The following is a 19,215-nucleotide window of genomic DNA, read 5'->3' on the forward strand; positions in this document are numbered from 1 at the left end:
AAGTAAACTTGAGACAATTTTAAATTTGTTCCACGTGAAACTATTTCTAAAAAGATTTCGTTTAAGAAGAAAGAAAAAAACATACAATTGCAGAAATATGGACAACTGTCCATCTTTTGCAATTATATTAAATTAAGTTTAGCTGAACTTCGGTTTATCTAAAATATACGCACCTACTAAAAACTATTAATTTAAAAAATGGACGTTTTAAACAAAAAACATTTTCTTACTGTAAAAGACCATTCTGTTTCAAAAGAAATTTTCGATTTATATTATGATGAGAATCTGGATATGCTGATAACTTCGCCGCAGCCGGATTTAGAAAATTTAGGAAGATACTACGAAAGCGAAGATTATATTTCGCATACAGACAATAAACGTTCGTTGTTTGAAAAAGCATATCATTTTGTAAAAAATATTGCTTTAAAAAACAAACTAAATTTAATCAATGCTGAACAAATTCATAAAGGAAGAATTTTGGATATTGGTGCTGGAACGGGTGATTTTTTATTGACGGCAAAAAATGATGGTTGGGAAACTGTTGGAGTAGAGCCGAGCGAAAGAGCAAAAAATATTGCAATTCAAAAAGGGATTTCGTTTGTGCATGAAATCAGTGATCTCGAAAGTCATTCTTTTGATATTGTAACAATGTGGCATGTTTTAGAACATGTGCCAAATTTAGAACTTCAAATTCAAGAATTGAAGCGATTATTGAAACCAACTGGAACATTAATTGTTGCGGTTCCAAACTTCAAATCTTTTGATGCAGAATATTACAAATCTTTTTGGGCAGCTTATGATGTGCCAATTCATTTCTGGCATTTTTCAAAAAAATCGATTCAATCGCTTTTTGAAAAAGTAGACATGAAATTGGAAAAGGTATTGCCAATGAAATTTGATTCATTTTATGTGAGTCTTTTATCAGAAAAATACAAAACTGGAAAAATGAATTTTATTAGTGCATTTTTTATCGGATTGCGATCAAATTTAAAAGCGTCAAGTACAAAAGAGTATTCATCGCATATTTATGTACTAAAAAACAACTAAAACGCAAAATAAGCGTATTTAAGGCGTTTTTAGAGGATAATTGAGGGTTTGTATTGTCTTTTTTGAGATAATCCCTCTAGAAAAAGATATGAAAGCCACTTTTAATAGTGATATTTTATAGTAGCTTTTAACTCGATAAATAAAACCAATATCATAAAATTTTAGCATTTTTTAAACTTTATGTGGATGCTATTTATTTTTTTATATTTTTGTCTTTAATACTTTAAAAAAAATAGAAATTTAGAAATGAAAAAAGCATTAGTAATTATCGCACTTTCAATTTTTGTTGTTTCATGTGATAAAGCAGCCGAAGTTAAGGAAGTAAAAACAGCTTACGTAGATACTTCAGTTTTAATGAAAGAGTACACTGAAGCAAAAGACCTTGAAGCTAAATACAAAGCTCAAGCCGAAGAAAAGGGAAGACAACTTCAAGCTGAAATTACTCGTTTTAAACAAGACGCTGCTAATTTTCAAAGTCAAGCACAAGCTAATGGTCAGCAATGGGCGCAACAAAGAGGTGCTGAATTGCAAAAAAGAGAGCAGCAATTAGGTTATGCTCAACAAGCATTATCGCAGCAATTGCAGCAAGAAAGCGGTGTAGAAATGGATTCTCTAGTAAGCGGAGTTAAAAAATTTATTAAAGATTACGGTAAGAAAAATGGATATTCTTATATCTATGGTACTGGTGATGCAGCGTCAATATTGTATGCTGAAGACAAGTACGACATTACAAAAGAAGTTGTTAAAGCTTTGAATGATAAATACAAAGCATCTCCTAAAGCAGAAGATAAACCAGCTGTAAAAGAAGAGGCTAAAAAATAAACTGCCAAACTAACTAACTAAATTGAAAAACCTAAATCACCAGTTGATTTAGGTTTTTTTCTTTTGTAAAAATGCGATATTTTTGACCTTTAATACCCGCCTAATGCAAAACGTTTCAGAAGCTGCAGCTTACACCTTGCAATTTATAAATCAAACGCAAAAATCGATATTCTTAACTGGTAAAGCCGGTACAGGAAAAACGACTTTATTGCGCGAAATTATTGCGACTACACATAAAAACACTGTTGTTGTGGCTCCAACAGGAATTGCTGCGCTTAATGCCGGCGGTGTAACAATTCATTCCATGTTTCAACTGCCGTTTTCGGCTTTCTTGCCCACTTATCAAGAAAGTTCTCAGTTTACAGAAACGGTAAAGTTTGAAAATAAAGAATCTCTGCGAAGACATTTTAAGATGAATAACGTTAAGCGAAACGTGATTCGGAATATGGAATTGTTGATTATTGATGAAGTAAGTATGTTACGGGCTGATTTACTGGATGCTATCGATTTTATGATGCAGACAGTTCGTAAAAATACCAAGGCTTTTGGTGGAGTTCAAGTACTTTTTATTGGAGATTTACTGCAATTACCGCCTGTAATTCGAGATGAAGAATGGCGCACACTTCGCAATTATTACAAAGGAAAATTCTTTTTTCATTCTCACGTTATTACACAGAATCCGCCATTATATATTGAATTATCTAAAATTTATCGTCAAAGTGATGATGTTTTTATTTCGGTTTTAAATAATCTGCGTAATAATCAAATTACAAAAGAAGATGTACAAGTTCTAAATCAATATGTTAAGCCTGATTTTGATTTAAAAAACAATCCTGGTTTTATAACACTTACAACACATAATGCAAAGGCAGATACTATTAACGAGCAGGCAATCAGTGATTTATCAGGAAATGAGTTTACCTATCGGCCTTTTGTAGTTGGAGATTTTCCTGAAAAAATATTTCCTGTAGAAGAAACTCTAAAACTTAAAGTGGGAGCACAGGTAATGTTTGTTAAGAATGATTTGTCTTTTGAAAAACGTTATTTCAATGGAAAAATGGGCGTTATAAAGTCACTTTCGCCCGAAGAAATCTTTGTTCATTTTCCAGAGGAAAACAAAACTATTGAAGTTGAAAAGTACGAATGGAAAAATATTCGATACAAAGTAAACGAACTCACAAAAGAAATTGAAGAAGAAGTTTTAGGCACATTTGCACATTATCCTTTAAAATTGGCTTGGGCAATTACCGTGCATAAAAGTCAGGGATTAACTTTTGAGAAAGCAGCGCTTGATGTATCGCAAGTTTTTCTGCCTGGACAAGCATATGTAGCATTATCGCGATTAACGTCCTTAAATGGGCTTATTTTGCTTTCTCCGATACAAATGAATGGTCTTTCCAACGATCAGGATGTGATGGATTATTCTTTGAACAAAGCAACAGAAGATGTTTTGAAGAATTCTCTTCATTTTGAAACTAAAAATTTTATTCATAACTATTTGATTAATAGTTTTAATTGGGCAGATTTAGCGCAAGAATGGCGTAATCATCGTTTTAGTTATAATGAAAATGCAGCCAGTTCCGAAAAATCTAAACATTCTGCATGGGCTCATAAGCGTTTAGAAACAATAGATTCTCTTATTAATCCGTCAGAAAAATTTGTACAGCAGCTTAATAAAATATTCAGTAAAGAAACTGTTGATTTATTATTTGTGCAGGAAAGAGTTACAGCGGCTTATGATTACTTTTTTAAACCGATGGATAAATTAGTTACGGATCTTTTGAGTAAAATGGCTGAAATTCAGAAATTTAAAAAGGTAAAAGAATTTTATGAAGAATTAGCACTGCTGGATGATTTACAAACAAAAGCAGTTCTGCGTTTGATGAAAGCAAAATTACTGATCGAAGTAGTCGTTTCCCGTGAAACAATTTGCAAAGAGAAATTAACTTCGCCAGCGATAAAGAATTATAAAACAGATAAAGTTTCGAGAATCAAAGAAGAGTTTAAAATGGCGAATACAGACATGTTCCAGGTCGAGGAGCCAGTAACACGTTATAGTTCTAAAAAAGTGGATAAAACAGCCGAAAAAGGCCCAAAAAAGACTACTGTAGAAGAAACCCACGAACTATGGCTGGAAAAAAATTCTGTTGAAGATATTGCGAGACTTAGAAAATTGACAGTTCAAACGGTCGAAATGCATTTGGTAAAATTGATACAGACTAAGAAAGTTGATATTTCTGATGTTCTTCCTTACGATAAAATACTTGCGCTGCGCGATGCTTTTGAGTTTTATCAAGAAGAATCGCTTAATGGTTTGAAAGAAAAACATGGCGATGAATTTAGCTGGGATGAACTTAAAATGTTTAAAGCCAGCATAAATTAACTATTTTTATAATTGATTGTAACTACCGTATTTATAATTAATTAAAAAGAAAATTGAACATGAAAACAGTAAATGTATTTGTTGTATTAATGTTTTTTTGCATTGGTTTTGTTCATTCGCAAGACATTAAACCAGAATTGCAGGTTTTTGTAAATAGATTTATTACCAATGTAAAAAACGACAATAAAGAGGCTCTTGCTGCATGTGTCTCTTATCCGCTTAAGCGTGAATATCCTATACCAGATATTGAAAATAAGGAAGAATTTTTAAAACGTTATTCAGAAATATTTGATGCCGTTTTAAAAAATGAAATTATTAAATCTGATGCCCAAAAAGATTGGTCGGATATGGGCTGGCGAGGTTTAATGCTAAATCAAGGAAGTATTTGGCTGGATATCGATGGAAATTTGATGGCTGTAAATTATCAATCAAAGTTTGAAATAGATTTAAAAAAGAAATTAATTGCCGCACAAAAGAAAGAGCTGGATTCTAGTATTGCATTTTTTCAAACGCCAATCTGTATTTTAGAAACAACTAAGTTTAGAATTCGAATTGATGATCTGGGGAAGAATAATTATCGTTATGTGTCATGGTCAATTAATAAAAAAATGACCGAAAAGCCTGATTTAATACTATATGGTGGAAATTTGGTTTTAGAAGGAAGTGGCGGAAATCACCAGTATGAGTTTAAAAAAGATAAGTTTGTTTATGAATGTGCTATAATTCTTTTAGGTGAAAAAGATTCTCCGCCAGCAAGATTAACAATTTATCAGGGAGATAAAGTGATTCTTTCTCAAAATGCAAAAATTGTTTCACGTTAAACAAAAAAAAACTATTCGGTGAGAATAGTTTTTTTTTGTTTTTATAAATTTTCGACTAGTATCCAGGCATCAGGATTTTCGCCTTTTTGTATTTCTTTTTGAGCTTTTTGAGCTTCATTCATGGTAGCATAACTTCCATATAAAACAGGGAATAAGCCATGTTTATTTTCTCCAAGCATTCTAGCTTCATAACCATCTTTAATCAATTGATTGTAAGCTTTTCTTGCATTTTGTTCGCTTCTAAAAGCGCCGGCCATAATATGATAAGGCATTGTTTTTTCTGCAGCAGTTTCTACTTTTGCCGAATCAACTGCAAGGGTTACAGCTGGTAAAGGATTTTCAATAAAAAAAGTTGCTTCTTGTATTTTGCTTTGAACTTTTTTCTGAACAACACCTTCTACAACAAGAGTTTGAGCAGCAATTTGGTTTTGATAAAGCGGGTATCCAATACTTCCAGTAATTCCTAGACCAAGAACAAAAATAGCAGCATATCTTAAGAAAGTTCTTGATGATCTTCCTTCTTCATTTTCATACAAAGAAATGCTTTCTTTTTCCAGCTGTTCTAGATTTTGCTCGAAATTTTCCTTTTTAATCAATGGAGAAACAAACGGACTTAATCCAAACGATGTTGTTAAAAAGTTAGTTTGATCATTTGGTGTAAAAATGATATTGCTTTCAGAATTAAGACGGATTTCACCAATGTTTTTTAAACTTATAACTCCGTTTTCTTCCAGTGTTTTTTTCCAACTCTGAACTTCAGATGCAATCGCATTTACAGCAAAACCATATGTTGTACTTTCTGCATGTGATATATGATTGGCCAATAGTCCATCATTATTTTTAAGATGGCTGTTGAAAGAGATCATTTTCTTTGGTGGAAAAAATGAATTTGTGCTTTCATTAAGCTGCGCCGATTGAATTTCGGTTAAAAATGCTCCAAACCCTGGAACCGTTACACACTGATAACGATACAATAACTGTGCGATGTAAGTTTCGATTTTCATAGAAACAAAGTTAGGTAATGAATATAGTTATCAAAATTTTATTCACAATTTTTATTAACAATTCGGCTTTTTTTATAGACAATTAGTTTTCAATAATTTAAAAGTTTTCGTTGTCTTTTTATTGAAACCGCCAAAAGTTAAATTTAATTATTTATTAGGAAATTACTTTATTTTATTCATATTTGTACGATTAAATTGCTTTAGTTTTTGTTTCTATTTTACATAATGTTTTAAGAAAATGTCAGACCAAGAATTGTTTTATTTATTAGCCTTAATGAAGGTGGATGGTGTAGGGGATATAATGGCTAAAAAACTGCTTTCTAATTTTGGAAATGCTGAAGCTGTTTTTAAAGCAAAATCAAATCAAATTGCTGTTATCGATGGAGTTGGAAGCATTTTAATGAAAAATTTGAAAGACAAAACAATATTTGAAAAAGCGAGTAAAGAACTTGAATTTATAAACGCAGATGGTTTAAAAGTTTCTTTTTTTCAAGATGATGATTATCCAGATAGACTTAAGCATTGTATTGATTCTCCGGTTTTGATTTTTTCTTCTGGTAATATAAATTTAAAAAACAGAAAGATTATCAGCATAGTAGGCACACGTCAGATTACATCATATGGAACTGAATTTTGTCGAAAGCTGATTGAAGATCTCGTGCCTTTAGATCCTGTAATTGTTAGCGGGTTTGCGTATGGTGTTGATATTGTGGCGCATCAGTTGGCAATCGAAAACAATTTGCAGACAATTGGAGTTTTAGCTCACGGTTTAAACCAAGTTTATCCGAAGACACATAAAAAGTACATGACCAAAATGGAGGAAAATGGCGGTTTTATTACTGAATTTTGGAGTTCATCAAATCCTGATAAAGAAAATTTTGTTCGCCGAAACCGCATTGTTGCAGGAATGAGTGAAGCTACAATTGTGATAGAATCTGCAGATAAGGGAGGATCACTTATTACGGCCAATTTAGCCAACGATTATAATCGAGATGTATTTGCTGTTCCAGGACGTGTAACTGATAAATACAGTCAAGGCTGTAATAACCTCATAAAAACGCAAAAAGCAAACGTTTTAACCTCTGCTGCCGATTTGGTTTATATTTTGAACTGGGACGTCGAAAACAAGCCAAAAACAGTACAAAAACAATTGTTTGTAGATTTAGATGATTGTGAACAGAGGATTTATGACTTCTTGCTTAAAAATGGTAAGGAATTGCTGGATATAATTGCGATCGAATGTGATCTGCCACTATTTAGATTATCTGGAACGCTTTTAAACATGGAACTTAAAGGCGTAGTAAGGCCTTTGCCTGGTAAATTGTTTGAAGCTGTTTGAAAAATTAAAATCGATGTTTTGTAAATTTATATTTTGAGTAGTAAAATTATGGATAGTTATTTGGTAGAATTTTAGCTGGTTTAGATAACTTTTAATTCAAGTTTAATCCAAAAGCTAATCCTAACCAAGGTTCGTTTTCGTAAATCCAAATATTTTTGTTGCGATCCATTAAGTTGTCATAACCAATAGAAAGGCCTACGGTAAAACTATTGACACCAAATATAGCTGCTATTCCTTTGCTCCAAATTAAACCGTCATATTCTTGCAGTAACTTATCATTTGTATTAGTAGGCGACATTAAGGTATTACCAAATCCTGAAAAAATGCCGACTGAATATCCAATATGAGTAGTTTTTCTTTCAGATTTTTGTAAGGGATTTGATTTATAAGTTATAAAATATCGATCTGTTCTATACCCTAAATATAAAGCTCCATTAAGATTTGTATTTAACTGAGGTTGAACATTTTTTTTAGAAAATCTATATTTTAAAGGAATTGTTAGAAAATCTATGTCTAAACTTGTTTTCGAAAGTAAAAACCCCAAATTGTCTTTGTTGTTTTGCAATGGTAAAAATACTTTCGGTGTTTGTGTAGTATCTACTTTTAAAACGTTTTTAATTTGTTTTGTTGCGTAAATACGTACTGTATCATCAATTATATCAGCGTATACTTGTTGTTTTTCCTTATTTGTTTTCTGAGTATAATAATCGTCTATCAATTCTTTTTTTGCAGTCTTTTGCATAACACTGCAACTATTTAATAAAAACAAAAAGAGAAATAATGTTGTAATTTTTTTTATCATGATTGCTTCTTTTTAATTTCTGTCATCATGACTTGTATTTTTATGGTTACAATGATTTTTTGGTCTAGTTATTTACGCAATTTTTTTGTGAGTTTTTAAATTAAATCAGCGCGACAGGTTTTTAAAACCTGTCGGGCTTGATAAATTATTTTTGAAACCCAAGAACATCTCTTACTTTGGCCAAAACGCCATCAGCAATAACAGAAGCTTTTGCAGCGCCTTTTTTCAATAGCGCATCAACTTCATCAAGATTGTTTATGTAGTAATTGTATTTTTCTCTTTCTGTTTTGAATTTTTCTGTAATCAATTCAAACAAAGCTTGTTTGGCATGACCATAACCGTAGTTTCCGCCTAAATAATTGGCTCTCATTTCGGCAATTTGTTCTTCTGTTCCTAATAACGAATAGATTGCAAAGGCATTACAAGTATCTGGATTTTTAGGATCTTCAAGCGGAGTACTGTCGGTTTCAATACTCATAACTTGTTTGCGTAAAACTTTATCATCAAGGAAAATATTGATGATGTTATTAGCAGATTTACTCATTTTTCCGCCATTTGTTCCAGGAATTAACATACTGTTTTCTTGAATTTTAACTTCTGGAATAACAAATGTTTCTCCCATTTGATGATTGAAACGAGAAGCAACGTCGCGAGTGATTTCTAAATGCTGCATCTGATCTTTTCCAACTGGAACAAATTCTGCATCATAAAGTAAAATATCAGCCGCCATTAACATCGGATATGTAAAAAGTCCAGCGTTTACATCATCTAAACGATCTGCTTTGTCTTTAAAAGAATGTGCTAAAGTTAAACGTTGAAAAGGAAAAAAACAGCTTAAATACCAAGTCAATTCAGTTGTTTGAGTCACATCAGATTGTCTGTAAAAGGTAACTTTATCAGGATTTAAACCGCAGGCAAGCCAAGCTGCTGCAGTACTATATGTGTTTTCTCTTAAAGTTTTACCATCTTTAATTTGTGTAATTGAATGTAAATCAGCTATAAACAAATAAGATTCGTTTGCTGGATTATTCGATAACTCAACTGCAGGGATAATCGCTCCCAATAAATTGCCTAAGTGTGGCGTTCCAGTACTCTGAACACCAGTAAGTATTTTTGCCATTCTAGTTTTTTCTTATTCTTTCAACCACAAAGATTGCAAGTTTATTTTTTTTAACCGCAAAGTTCGCAAAGTTTTTCGCAATGTCCGCAAAGTTTATTGAAGATATGGGCTATTTTAAAGTTTTATTTTTTAGAAAAGTCTAATATTCTAAAAATCTAATACTCTAAAAATCTAAATTCACTTCTGTTTTCTTACATTTGAAACCATGAAAGGATTTAAAATTGTTTTTTGGATTTTATGGCGTATTTGGTTTTATGTTTTAATGGCCATTCCGATAGTGATTATGCTGCCGTTTTTAGTGATTTCTATTCTCTCAGAGAAAGGTTATCCCTATTTCTTTAAAATGGCCCGCATTTGGGCTAAATTCATTCTTTACGGCATGGGGTTTTATTACAAAGTAAAACGTGAACAGAAACTCATTAAGCACAAAAGCTACATGATTGTTGCTAATCATACTTCGATGACAGATATCATGCTGACGCTTGCGATCATAAAAAATCCTTTTGTTTTTGTGGGAAAAAAAGAGCTTGTAAAAATTCCGTTGTTTGGTTTTTTCTATAAAAGAACTTGTATTTTAGTAGACAGAAATTCTTCTCGAAGCAAAAATGAGGTTTTTAAACGTGCTCAGAGTCGTTTAAATCAAGGTTTAAGTATTTGTATTTTTCCTGAAGGCGGTGTTCCAGATGACGAAAGTGTTTTACTGGATGAGTTTAAAGACGGTGCTTTTAGACTGGCTATTGACCATCAAATTCCGATTGTTCCAATCGTTTATCCTGACAATAAAGAACGTTTTTCGTATACTTTTTTTAGCGGGAGTCCAGGAAAAATGAGAGTAAAAGTTTTGCCTTTTGTTGAAACAAGCGGACTGACTTCTGAAAACCGAAAAGAGCTCAGAGATAAAGTCAGACAATTGATTTATAAGGAACTGTTAGAGTTTGATAAAAAAGATTCTAAGAAATAAATATATACAAAACCCGATATTCCAGCTTTAAGAATATCGGGTTTTCTTTTTGAATTAAAAACGTCCTTTTGTATTTAAAGAAGTTTATCTATGAATTATTTTTTCTGAGATAAAACGGAGCACTTTTTTAAATTTCAATTTGGTTTTTTTTCGGTTTTTACTGTACAACACTTCTATTTTCTCTTTCATGGTTAAAATATTATAAGGTTGGTAATAAAGAGTTTAAAACTCAGTTAACGTCACATAATAGTAGATAGTAAAAAATGAAAAAGGTTGCGTGAAGGAATGAAAAAAAACAAAAAGGATAAAATCCGTCAGCCTAAAACTAACGGATTTGTACCTTAACCAACCAAATTTATTCTAAAAACCATTGAATAGGTATTTATGGCAAATACCTGCCCCAATATTAATTTTATTTATTAGATGAGTTTATTTGAAAATGGTTGCGTTGTTTTTTTGTTTTTTTTGAAAATAAAAAAACGGAAAGGTTTATAAGTGTGTCGGGTTTTAATTGAGAAGCCGTAAACTATTCTTTTTTAGTTATTTCATAACTTATCGAAACCCGAAGAATCTTGATTTTTACGTCTAATAACTGATATTTTCATGTTTTTGGTAAAGAAAAACAATAGTCCAAGAAGATCAAAAACTATAATTAAAGATAGAAATGTTCTTTTCGAGAAACTATAATTATTAAAATTTTCCGAAATTATATTTATAATGCTTTTTTCAAGAAACAAACTTATGATTATCAATAGAATAATGGTAAAACATAAATGTTTTTGATTTTGAAAGTGCTTAATTTCATTCTGAAAATCTTTAGAATAATTATACATTGTTTGATTGTTATTTTTTACTGCTGTATTAATTAATTCATCATAGCTCATGAATTCCCTAGAAATATCATCTTTAGTGTTTTCTGGTGAATTTTTTGAGATAAGTAAGGCTGTAATTTTTATCATTTCATAAATAATCAAAGAGGTTAGAATAAATACAATTTGAGATACAAAAATGACTAGTAAATCATCAATTTTTACTGTTTCTAGAATAATGCTTAGTGGTTTGTTTAAGAATAAATTTCCCGAAATATCTCCCGCAAGCAACCAAGTTGTGAGTATTAATAACCAATAAAAGAGGGTATTAAAATTATCAAAAAATTTGTGGATGTTGTTTAGCATAGTTAGTTAGATTAAGTATATAATTTGTTTTATAAATAAAAAACCCGACAAGTTAACTCGTCGGGTGGTATTTATTAAATCTTTAAATTACAGATTTTTAATTATTTAAGCGTTTGCTAATTCTTTGATATGCGCTTTAATTTTTACTTCTAATTCATCAGCTAGTTCTGGATTATCTTTAATTAAGGCTTTTACAGCATCGCGTCCTTGTCCTAATTTTGTGTCTCCGTAACTAAACCAAGATCCAGCTTTTTTAACGATTTCAAATTCAACCGCTAAGTCAAGAATTTCACCAGTTTTAGAAACACCTTCTCCGTACATAATGTCGAATTCGGCAGTTTTAAAAGGCGGAGCTACTTTGTTTTTGACGATTTTAACTTTAGTTCTGTTTCCAATAACGTTCTCACCGTCTTTAATTTGAGAAGAACGACGAATATCTAAACGAACTGAAGCATAGAATTTTAAAGCGTTACCACCAGTTGTAGTTTCAGGATTCCCGAACATTACACCAATTTTTTCACGCAGCTGGTTGATGAAGAAAACAGTACAGTTTGTTTTACTGATTGTTCCAGTTAATTTTCTTAAAGCCTGCGACATTAAACGTGCGTGAAGACCCATTTTCGAATCTCCCATTTCACCTTCAATTTCACTTTTTGGAGTTAAGGCTGCAACAGAGTCAATAACAACTATGTCTATAGCTCCAGAACGAATTAAATTTTCGGCAATTTCTAAAGCCTGCTCTCCGTTGTCTGGTTGTGAGATGATTAGGTTTTCGATATCTACACCTAATTTTTCAGCATAGTTTCTATCAAAAGCATGTTCAGCATCTATAAAAGCAGCAATTCCGCCCGCTTTTTGAGCTTCGGCAATTGCATGTAATGTTAAAGTAGTCTTACCAGAAGATTCTGGCCCGTATATTTCAATAATTCTTCCTTTTGGATACCCATTAACTCCAAGAGCTAAATCAACACCAAGTGAGCCAGAAGAAATCGTTTCTACCTCCACGATGGCTTTATCGCCCATTTTCATTACGGTTCCTTTTCCGTAGGTTTTGTCAAGTTTATCAAGCGTTAATTGCAGCGCTTTTAATTTGGCTTCTTTGTCTGAACTCATCTTTTTCTTTTGTCTAAAATTGTTATTTTGTTTCTTTTTAATAAAAATCAAAAAGAGTAAACGGCGTCCTGATTTTTATTTTTTTAGGCTTGTAATTTGGTAAAAATACTTCTTTTTTTTGAAGTTTGAGTGACTCAGATTGTCACAAATTGTAACAAATTTTATTATAAAAATAAAGCCTTTAATTCTGTGGCATCAGACGGTTTCATTTTTCCAGCAAGAACTAAACTCAGTTGTTTACGACGCAAAGCCGCATCAAATCGTTGTATTTCAAGTTCGGTTTCTGGTACGATTGGCGGTACTTCAACAGGTCTTCCTGTATCATCAACAGCAACAAAAGTATAAATGGCTTCGTTTGCTTTTGTTCTGCTGCCAGATTCACGATCTTCTACCCAAACATCTATAAAAACCTCCATAGAACTCTTGAAAGATCTTGATACTTTTGCTTCAACAGTTACAACACTTCCTAATGAAATAGCTCTATTGAAAGCAACGTGATTTACAGATGCCGTTACTACAATTCGGCGAGAATGTCTGCGTGCCGCAATACTTGCTGCACGATCCATACGGGCAAGTAATTCGCCGCCAAATAGATTGTTTAAAGGATTTGTTTCACTTGGTAAAACTAAATCGGTTAAAATAGTTAGGGATTCTGAAGGATGTTTTGCATTCATTTTTTGATAAAATTTTATTTTCTTGCCACCGTTTTCAGATTAAAAAACCTTTTAAATTGGGCTTATTTTTTTAAAAATTGCGGTCGATTAATTCAACCAATAAACTGCCATTACAGCAGGAATAAAATAAATTACGATGGTTCTTGCACCATCATAATCTTTTGCTAATCGCTGTCCGAAAAGCATCATTAACAAACAAATACAAGAGAAAATAGCGCCATAAAAGCCATATTCTCGGCCGCTGTTTGTTAATAATTGAATTGCTCCAACTACACATAAAACACCAGAAATTAATTCTAATAGTAATAAATGAAATAAGGCAAGAGGAACTTGATTTTTTAGAGGTGTTTTGGCAAAATGACCTTTAAGCCATTCAACATTATCTTTCCAATAAAAAATCTTTTCATAACCTGATTGTAAAAAAGTTATGGCTAAAAATGCTAGTAATAAAATAGAGGCGGCATTATTCATCTGAAAATTATTTTTTGTGAATTAAACGAGTCAGTTTTATAGATAAATCGGTTAAGATTATTTTTGCATTTCCGTTTCTTTCAATGTGATACATCGCATCTGAAAGTTCTTTGAAAATTTCATGAATATTATTGCCGTTTACAAAAGGCGCAAAATTCTCCAATTTAAATTTGTCTACTTTAGGTTCAATATAAACCAAAGTTGGAGCCTGATAGTTAAGTAAAAGTGCTTGACGAAACATTTCAATACAAAACTGAATAAATTTCTTTTGGCTTTCGCGTCCAAGTCCTGCAATTTCTTCGCTCCAGGAAATTAAATCTTGAATTGCCGCAGCATTTCCTTTTGCTCTAAAAGCGGCGCGAACCCAATTGACAAACCATTGTTCAAATGGATATTCAGAGTCATCTTCTTTGAGGAGATGAAGTGCTTTATTGAAATTTCCCTGCGCTTGATGTGCAATTTTAAAAGCTGATTTTTCGTCGAGATTTTCTTTTGAAATTAAAGCTTCGGCAATTACTTTTTCAGGAAGTCCGTTAAAGTGAATTACTTGACAACGAGAACGTATGGTTTGTATAATATCTTCTTCGTTTTCAGAAATTAAGATAAAAATTGTTTTGTCTGAAGGTTCTTCTAGAAGCTTTAACAGCTTGTTTGAAGCCGCAATATTCATCTTATCTGCCATCCAGATAATCATAATTTTATAACCGCCTTCGTATGATTTTAGCGAAAGTGATTTTAAAACTTCCTGTGCATCTTCGACTCTTATTTCTCCTTGTTTGTTTTGAACACCAAGAATTTTATACCAGTCAAATAAACCGCCGTATGGCATTTCGTGAATGAAAGTTCGCCAATCTTGAATAAAATCTAAGCTTTTTGGTTTTGTTTTTACATCTTCGGTAGTAACCGTTGGGTAAATAAAATGCAGATCGGGATGCGAGATGTTTTGAAATTTTAAGTTGCAGGAATCGTTCCCGTTTTCATTTTCGTTCCCAGTGTTATTACACAAAATATACTGCGCATAAGCAATTGCAGTCGATAACGTACCGCTTCCTTCAGGGCCGATGAATAATTGAGCATGCGGAATTCGTCCAGAAGATGCGCTTTTTATTAAATGGCTTTTGATGTAATCCTGACCTAAAATTTGTGAAAATTGCATGAGGCAAAGATAGAAGAAAATGATGTAGTCAAAAATTTTCCAGATAAAGTTTATACGGCAGCTTTAATTTATGAGATTCTGATGGATTTTTATAGAAATATTTGCGGTTTGCTAACGAACTTTTGTTAATAAAATTGTTCATGTTAGTAAATATAAAGACTTTTTTGTTAATATTTTTTTTGAAAAAACGACAATCGTATGCTTTTTTTGGTTATTTAGAGTAGATTTTACTCTAGGTTTTATGGCTTAAATCTTACGGTTTGGATTTTAACAATTTTAACAGAAAGCACGTTAAAACGCACATTTTCTCGACATAACGCTGGTTTTTAAGCTTTTTTTAAGCTTTTTTTTTGAAAAAACAAATCAATAAAGTTGCAATTTAAGTTAATTTCTATATTTTTGTTTTCATCAACAACCAATTATTTAATAAGAATTTATGAAAGGGAAAATTATTTTATTAAGTGCATTTTTTATCTTGACAACTGCTGTTGCTTCAGCTCAGGCAAAGAACGCTCCAAGAAGTATAATTAGTACGACAGCTCTTATTCGTAAATATCACGATCAAAAAGAATTGAGTGGTATGCAAAAAGGGGAATTGTTAGAATTATACATTGAGCGAATTAAAGTATTAGTAAAAACTCTCCCTTATATTGCGTTGGTTACAAAACCGGGTGTTACAATGGCAGACTTAGGTATTCCAGACGATAATGAACACAAAAAAGTTTTAGATGCTCAGGCTGTTGGTACATCAAATTTCTTAGATACTACAGTAGAATTTCAAAGAAAAATGATGCCATATTCAGATAAAGGAAACTTAATCGCAGCTATTTTATTTTACGAAAGTACATTGAAATCTTTACACGAATTCAACGATTTGAACGAAATGTAATTTTTATAAAAATATTTTAAATCTCTTTTTTGATGCGTGAACAGCTTTAAACTCTCACAGTATTTTAAAAGAAAAAAGAAAATTAACTCGTTCTCGATGTGTTCTGAATACCACCAGAAAATCTCGAGATGAGTTTTTTCATTTACGCATACCCAAATTATTATTAACCCCCAATACCCCCCCTTATCATGAAAAAAATTACTCTATTGATCTGTATCTTTTTGACAGTCACAAGTATGAGTGCTCAACAAGAGAAAGGAATTATGGGCTACACCAATTGGTTAAACAACTGGACCGAATTTAAGCCTAACAAAGTAGATTACGGAGAAGCAAACCAAATTTTAGCAGGAAATATTTCTGTTAACACAAAATTGCTGAAAAGGAATATTTATGTTTTGCAAGGTAACGTGTATGTTACTAATAATGCAGTTTTAACAATTGAACCAGGAACTTTAATTATTGGTGATTTTGAAACAAAAGGAACATTGGTAGTTACTAAAGGTGCACAAATTATGGCTGATGGTTTAGAAACTGATCCAATTGTGTTTACTTCTAACAGAAGCCTGAAAAAAGCAGGAGACTGGGGTGGAGTAGTTATTCTTGGAGATGCTCCAATTAATAAATTTGGAAATGTAGGTTCTTATAACCTAGACTTAGACCCAACTCTTACTACTTATGGAGGTGATAATACAGCTTCAAATTCTGGTATTATGCGATTTGTTAGAATCGAATTTGCTGGAAAAAAAGTGAAAGGTGTTGATACTTTCAACGGATTGACTATCGCTGGAGTTGGTAATAAAACAATCTTAGAAAATGTAATGGTAAGTTACTCTGGAGGAGATTCATTTGCTTTTTTTGGAGGTGATGTAAATGCTACAAAATTTGTTTCTTATAAATCAATCAACGACGATTATAAATTTACTCAAGGAGTTCAATGTCGTTTATACAATTCATTAGCTGTTAGATCATCTTATTTATCTAGTAACAAAGACGGATCTCGTTGCATGGAAGTAAAATCATATGAAAAGAAAAGTGAAACAGATTTTACTAAAAAACAAACTCTTGTTGTTGCTACAAACATCACAATGCTTAACGACAGCGAAAACATCAATGCTGATATTCAATCAGGTTTAGTAAAAGAGGCTGTTTATGTGGCTGAAAATGCTTCTCTTGAAATGAAAAGAAGTGTAATCTCTGGATTTAATCCTGCTGTATTGTTAGACAGTAAAACAGAGATCAATGATGCTAACCTTAAAAAAATCAAATTTGAAGAAATGTACTTCAACCTATGTAAAGGAAATATCTTTACAGAGTACAATTCTAACAATGAAGATTTAGAGAGCTGGTATGGAAACAGCGTGTTTTTTAACGTTTATTCTCAAAGCAGCAACAAAGAAACATTTATTGATATTTTCAACGCTAAAAAACCAGATTTTAGATTACAACTAGGAAAAATCACAGCTTCAAGCGGCAATAGATAAATAGATTTCGATTTTTATTTCAACGCGTAAATTTTATTAATAAAGTCCCCAGACACAATTTATGTATCGTCTCAACCGGACCAAATAAAGATCAAGACATAATGGCTCAATCTACAAAAAAGTATTTTTTATATACAATATTTTTGTTTTCGCCTATATCGTTAAGTCTATATGCACAAAGTGCTGCAACATCAGAAGCTATAGTTTCTGTTGAAGCACAGTGTAGTTTGACTTCGTTTAAAGCGACAAACCAAAAAAATGATCCTGCTAAAAGGATCAGTCAATTAGAGAATTCTAATCAGTTTATAGCAGGGCTGTCCACCCCCAAGGACAGCCTTACTATTGCAACTGAAATGAAAGATCTAAGTGCAGACTGTAATGAAAATTCATTAATTAGTGCAACTTCAATTCTTGCAAAAGATATTATTGAGAACTATAAATATGATTTTTCAGAAACATTCATAGACATCTTATTTTTTGAACGTATAGACTTATCTAGAACGCGTACTATATGATTCAAAAAATTACTTTTTCTTTTACCAGATTACTTATTTTATTTAGCATAATTCTATTTACTAAATCGAGTTCTTATGGGCAGACTATTGTTCCACAGTCCTTTGATGGGTTAGAAAAACTTTGTGCAGGTAGCTCGTTTAATGAATTTAATGCGACATTTAGTTATATTGATTTTCCTGCTGGAACTACTTTTGTTGTAGAACTTTTAGATGGGTCAAACAATCCTATTGCAACAACTTTAATACAGCCTTTTGATATTTCTGCTACACAGCAAACTATAAAATACGCTGTACCAACTAATTTAGCTGGTTCTGATTCTTATGGTTTAAGAGTCAAGAGCTCTACAGGTGTTATAAGCCCAAAGTTTAAAAGCTCATTGAGCAATACTTCATTCCCTGCTTACTACAAAGAGTATGAAGGAGCTTTTTTTATTAATAATAAAAATGATACTGCAATGTTTTGTGCAGGCGGCAGTATTACACTTTCAATTAATAATGATACACCAACTGTTCCTGGTTCATCACCATTAAATTTCCCAAAGCTTAAATACAAATGGTATAAGGATGATGTTGCAATTGCAGGACAAAGTTCTAAGGATCTAGTTGTAAATTCTGCTGGAAAGTACTACGTCGAGATTGATTATGGTTTATGTTCTGATGTTAACTATAGTTCTAATCGTGTAACAGTTACTTCATCTGGCTCTGGATCAGGTTCTGCTGTTACAATCGATTCAAATTTAGGAAATCCTTTCTGTGCAAATGGTACTGGTACAATTTTAACAGCAACCGCAGGAAACAAGTATCAATGGAAAAAGAATGGAGTTGCTATAAAAGATGCTGTAGGTCGTTCTTATGCGACAAATGAATCCGGTATTTATTCAGTTGATGTTGATTTTGGAGGCTGCAGTGCTTCAGGATCTATTGATCTTAAAAGTAACGGATTTACAGCAAGTATAGATGTTGCAGATACTACTTCTCTTAATGAAGGCGAAACTGTTAATGTCAGTCTTACTACAGATGCTGCTAATCCTGAGTTTGAGTGGTCATTAAATGGAAATGTAATTGCAGGAGCGACATCAAGATCATACTTGGTAGCTGCACCAGGTAATTATAAAGCAAAAATTTCGCAGACAACAGGATGTATATCATCTCAAGAGTTTAGTTTTAAAGTTACAGGCCCATCAGCACCTTCTACAGTGATTCAAAATATACTTAGGCTAAGCAGTGCAAATCCGTATTGGAATATTCCAGATGCTTACAAAAACGCAAATACTAAAGTAATTATTCTAAGTTCAAACGGCGAAAAAGTTCTTGATGTTTACAACTATCAAGGTGATTGGCCGCAGACAGCAATAGATTTTAAAAATGTAAATCCAGTATATTACTATGTCATTCAATCAGACACCGGTGAAAAAAAAGGATCAATAACTGTGATTAAATAA

General features: G+C 32.1%; 18 protein-coding genes. 10 read left to right on the top strand and 8 right to left on the bottom strand.

The window, feature by feature from the left end; all coding sequences use genetic code 11:
* Nucleotides 1–198 precede the first annotated feature (198 nt).
* From ACHRVL_RS03370 to ACHRVL_RS03385, 4 genes are all read left to right on the top strand, one after another.
* Nucleotides 199–1,047 (top strand): class I SAM-dependent methyltransferase, encoded by an 849-nt coding sequence (locus tag ACHRVL_RS03370; protein WP_395410303.1) that lies wholly within the window; start codon nucleotides 199–201, stop codon nucleotides 1,045–1,047.
* A gap of 246 nt (nucleotides 1,048–1,293) precedes the next feature.
* Nucleotides 1,294–1,869, top strand: coding sequence for an OmpH family outer membrane protein (locus ACHRVL_RS03375; protein WP_089053508.1), 576 nt, complete (start codon nucleotides 1,294–1,296; stop codon nucleotides 1,867–1,869).
* A 103-nt stretch (nucleotides 1,870–1,972) separates the two neighbouring features.
* Nucleotides 1,973–4,252, top strand: a complete 2,280-nt coding sequence (locus ACHRVL_RS03380) for a helix-turn-helix domain-containing protein (protein WP_395410305.1) — start codon at nucleotides 1,973–1,975, stop codon at nucleotides 4,250–4,252.
* Nucleotides 4,253–4,311: 59 nt separating this feature from the next.
* Entirely contained in the window at nucleotides 4,312–5,073 is a 762-nt protein-coding gene (locus ACHRVL_RS03385) for a hypothetical protein (protein WP_395410307.1), read from the top strand.
* A gap of 41 nt (nucleotides 5,074–5,114) precedes the next feature.
* Here the strand turns inward: ACHRVL_RS03385 and ACHRVL_RS03390 are convergent, their stop codons facing one another.
* Entirely contained in the window at nucleotides 5,115–6,077 is a 963-nt protein-coding gene (locus ACHRVL_RS03390; RefSeq protein WP_395410309.1) for an SPOR domain-containing protein, read from the bottom strand.
* A gap of 238 nt (nucleotides 6,078–6,315) precedes the next feature.
* Between ACHRVL_RS03390 and dprA the strand changes: the two genes are divergently transcribed.
* Complete coding sequence (dprA, locus tag ACHRVL_RS03395; RefSeq protein WP_395410311.1) at nucleotides 6,316–7,416, top strand: DNA-processing protein DprA; 1,101 nt, start codon at nucleotides 6,316–6,318, stop codon at nucleotides 7,414–7,416.
* Nucleotides 7,417–7,507: 91 nt separating this feature from the next.
* Here the strand turns inward: dprA and ACHRVL_RS03400 are convergent, their stop codons facing one another.
* Both ACHRVL_RS03400 and trpS read right to left on the bottom strand, forming a co-directional pair.
* Complete coding sequence (locus ACHRVL_RS03400) at nucleotides 7,508–8,218, bottom strand: hypothetical protein (RefSeq protein ID WP_395410313.1); 711 nt, start codon at nucleotides 8,216–8,218, stop codon at nucleotides 7,508–7,510.
* A 145-nt stretch (nucleotides 8,219–8,363) separates the two neighbouring features.
* Entirely contained in the window at nucleotides 8,364–9,338 is a 975-nt protein-coding gene (trpS, locus tag ACHRVL_RS03405) for a tryptophan--tRNA ligase (protein WP_395410314.1), read from the bottom strand.
* A gap of 205 nt (nucleotides 9,339–9,543) precedes the next feature.
* On the opposite strand from trpS, the gene ACHRVL_RS03410 reads away from it, so the two are divergent.
* On the top strand, nucleotides 9,544–10,299 hold the full coding sequence (locus ACHRVL_RS03410; RefSeq protein WP_395410315.1) for a lysophospholipid acyltransferase family protein: 756 nt from the start codon (nucleotides 9,544–9,546) through the stop codon (nucleotides 10,297–10,299).
* Nucleotides 10,300–10,844: 545 nt separating this feature from the next.
* Here ACHRVL_RS03410 and ACHRVL_RS03415 read toward each other — a convergent pair.
* From ACHRVL_RS03415 to ACHRVL_RS03435, 5 genes are all read right to left on the bottom strand, one after another.
* Entirely contained in the window at nucleotides 10,845–11,474 is a 630-nt protein-coding gene (locus tag ACHRVL_RS03415) for a hypothetical protein (RefSeq protein ID WP_395410317.1), read from the bottom strand.
* Between the two features lie 105 nt (nucleotides 11,475–11,579).
* The gene (recA, locus tag ACHRVL_RS03420) at nucleotides 11,580–12,587 is read right to left on the bottom strand and encodes a recombinase RecA (protein ID WP_089053501.1); all 1,008 of its coding nucleotides are present in this window, start codon (nucleotides 12,585–12,587) and stop codon (nucleotides 11,580–11,582) included.
* Nucleotides 12,588–12,751: 164 nt separating this feature from the next.
* Nucleotides 12,752–13,261 carry an acyl-CoA thioesterase gene (locus tag ACHRVL_RS03425; protein ID WP_395410318.1) on the bottom strand — a complete coding sequence of 170 codons (510 nt, stop codon included), beginning with the start codon at nucleotides 13,259–13,261 and terminating at the stop codon, nucleotides 12,752–12,754.
* A gap of 87 nt (nucleotides 13,262–13,348) precedes the next feature.
* Nucleotides 13,349–13,732 (bottom strand): DoxX family protein, encoded by a 384-nt coding sequence (locus ACHRVL_RS03430; RefSeq protein ID WP_395410320.1) that lies wholly within the window; start codon nucleotides 13,730–13,732, stop codon nucleotides 13,349–13,351.
* Nucleotides 13,733–13,739: 7 nt separating this feature from the next.
* Nucleotides 13,740–14,888 carry an ATP-binding protein gene (locus ACHRVL_RS03435; protein ID WP_395410322.1) on the bottom strand — a complete coding sequence of 383 codons (1,149 nt, stop codon included), beginning with the start codon at nucleotides 14,886–14,888 and terminating at the stop codon, nucleotides 13,740–13,742.
* A gap of 436 nt (nucleotides 14,889–15,324) precedes the next feature.
* Here ACHRVL_RS03435 and ACHRVL_RS03440 point away from each other — a divergent pair, with 436 nt between their 5' ends.
* The 4 genes from ACHRVL_RS03440 to sprC all read left to right on the top strand — a co-directional run bounded on the left by ACHRVL_RS03440 (nucleotide 15,325) and on the right by sprC (nucleotide 19,215).
* Complete coding sequence (locus tag ACHRVL_RS03440; protein WP_395410324.1) at nucleotides 15,325–15,777, top strand: hypothetical protein; 453 nt, start codon at nucleotides 15,325–15,327, stop codon at nucleotides 15,775–15,777.
* 188 nt (nucleotides 15,778–15,965) lie between these two features.
* Nucleotides 15,966–17,258, top strand: a complete 1,293-nt coding sequence (locus tag ACHRVL_RS03445) for a hypothetical protein (RefSeq protein ID WP_395410326.1) — start codon at nucleotides 15,966–15,968, stop codon at nucleotides 17,256–17,258.
* A 101-nt stretch (nucleotides 17,259–17,359) separates the two neighbouring features.
* Entirely contained in the window at nucleotides 17,360–17,773 is a 414-nt protein-coding gene (locus tag ACHRVL_RS03450) for a hypothetical protein (RefSeq protein WP_395410329.1), read from the top strand.
* The gene (gene sprC, locus ACHRVL_RS03455; RefSeq protein WP_395410331.1) at nucleotides 17,770–19,215 is read left to right on the top strand and encodes a gliding motility protein SprC; all 1,446 of its coding nucleotides are present in this window, start codon (nucleotides 17,770–17,772) and stop codon (nucleotides 19,213–19,215) included. The genes ACHRVL_RS03450 and sprC overlap by 4 nt, the downstream gene beginning before the upstream one ends.

Origin of the sequence: Flavobacterium sp. FlaQc-28, from assembly GCF_044007415.1 — a bacterium.
Classification (GTDB): Bacteria; Bacteroidota; Bacteroidia; order Flavobacteriales; family Flavobacteriaceae; genus Flavobacterium.

Bases quoted from the DNA above. Each gene is read 5' to 3' on its own strand.
- ACHRVL_RS03390 (WP_395410309.1), bottom strand. From the start codon at position 6,077: ATGAAAATCGAAACTTACATCGCACAGTTATTGTATCGTTATCAGTGT.
- ACHRVL_RS03425 (WP_395410318.1), bottom strand. From the start codon at position 13,261: ATGAATGCAAAACATCCTTCAGAATCCCTAACTATTTTAACCGATTTA.
- dprA (WP_395410311.1), top strand. From the start codon at position 6,316: ATGTCAGACCAAGAATTGTTTTATTTATTAGCCTTAATGAAGGTGGAT.
- ACHRVL_RS03440 (WP_395410324.1), top strand. From the start codon at position 15,325: ATGAAAGGGAAAATTATTTTATTAAGTGCATTTTTTATCTTGACAACT.
- ACHRVL_RS03450 (WP_395410329.1), top strand. From the start codon at position 17,360: ATGGCTCAATCTACAAAAAAGTATTTTTTATATACAATATTTTTGTTT.
- ACHRVL_RS03435 (WP_395410322.1), bottom strand. From the start codon at position 14,888: ATGCAATTTTCACAAATTTTAGGTCAGGATTACATCAAAAGCCATTTA.
- ACHRVL_RS03370 (WP_395410303.1), top strand. From the start codon at position 199: ATGGACGTTTTAAACAAAAAACATTTTCTTACTGTAAAAGACCATTCT.
- ACHRVL_RS03380 (WP_395410305.1), top strand. From the start codon at position 1,973: ATGCAAAACGTTTCAGAAGCTGCAGCTTACACCTTGCAATTTATAAAT.
- ACHRVL_RS03375 (WP_089053508.1), top strand. From the start codon at position 1,294: ATGAAAAAAGCATTAGTAATTATCGCACTTTCAATTTTTGTTGTTTCA.
- sprC (WP_395410331.1), top strand. From the start codon at position 17,770: ATGATTCAAAAAATTACTTTTTCTTTTACCAGATTACTTATTTTATTT.
- trpS (WP_395410314.1), bottom strand. From the start codon at position 9,338: ATGGCAAAAATACTTACTGGTGTTCAGAGTACTGGAACGCCACACTTA.
- ACHRVL_RS03415 (WP_395410317.1), bottom strand. From the start codon at position 11,474: ATGCTAAACAACATCCACAAATTTTTTGATAATTTTAATACCCTCTTT.
- recA (WP_089053501.1), bottom strand. From the start codon at position 12,587: ATGAGTTCAGACAAAGAAGCCAAATTAAAAGCGCTGCAATTAACGCTT.
- ACHRVL_RS03400 (WP_395410313.1), bottom strand. From the start codon at position 8,218: ATGATAAAAAAAATTACAACATTATTTCTCTTTTTGTTTTTATTAAAT.
- ACHRVL_RS03445 (WP_395410326.1), top strand. From the start codon at position 15,966: ATGAAAAAAATTACTCTATTGATCTGTATCTTTTTGACAGTCACAAGT.
- ACHRVL_RS03385 (WP_395410307.1), top strand. From the start codon at position 4,312: ATGAAAACAGTAAATGTATTTGTTGTATTAATGTTTTTTTGCATTGGT.
- ACHRVL_RS03430 (WP_395410320.1), bottom strand. From the start codon at position 13,732: ATGAATAATGCCGCCTCTATTTTATTACTAGCATTTTTAGCCATAACT.
- ACHRVL_RS03410 (WP_395410315.1), top strand. From the start codon at position 9,544: ATGAAAGGATTTAAAATTGTTTTTTGGATTTTATGGCGTATTTGGTTT.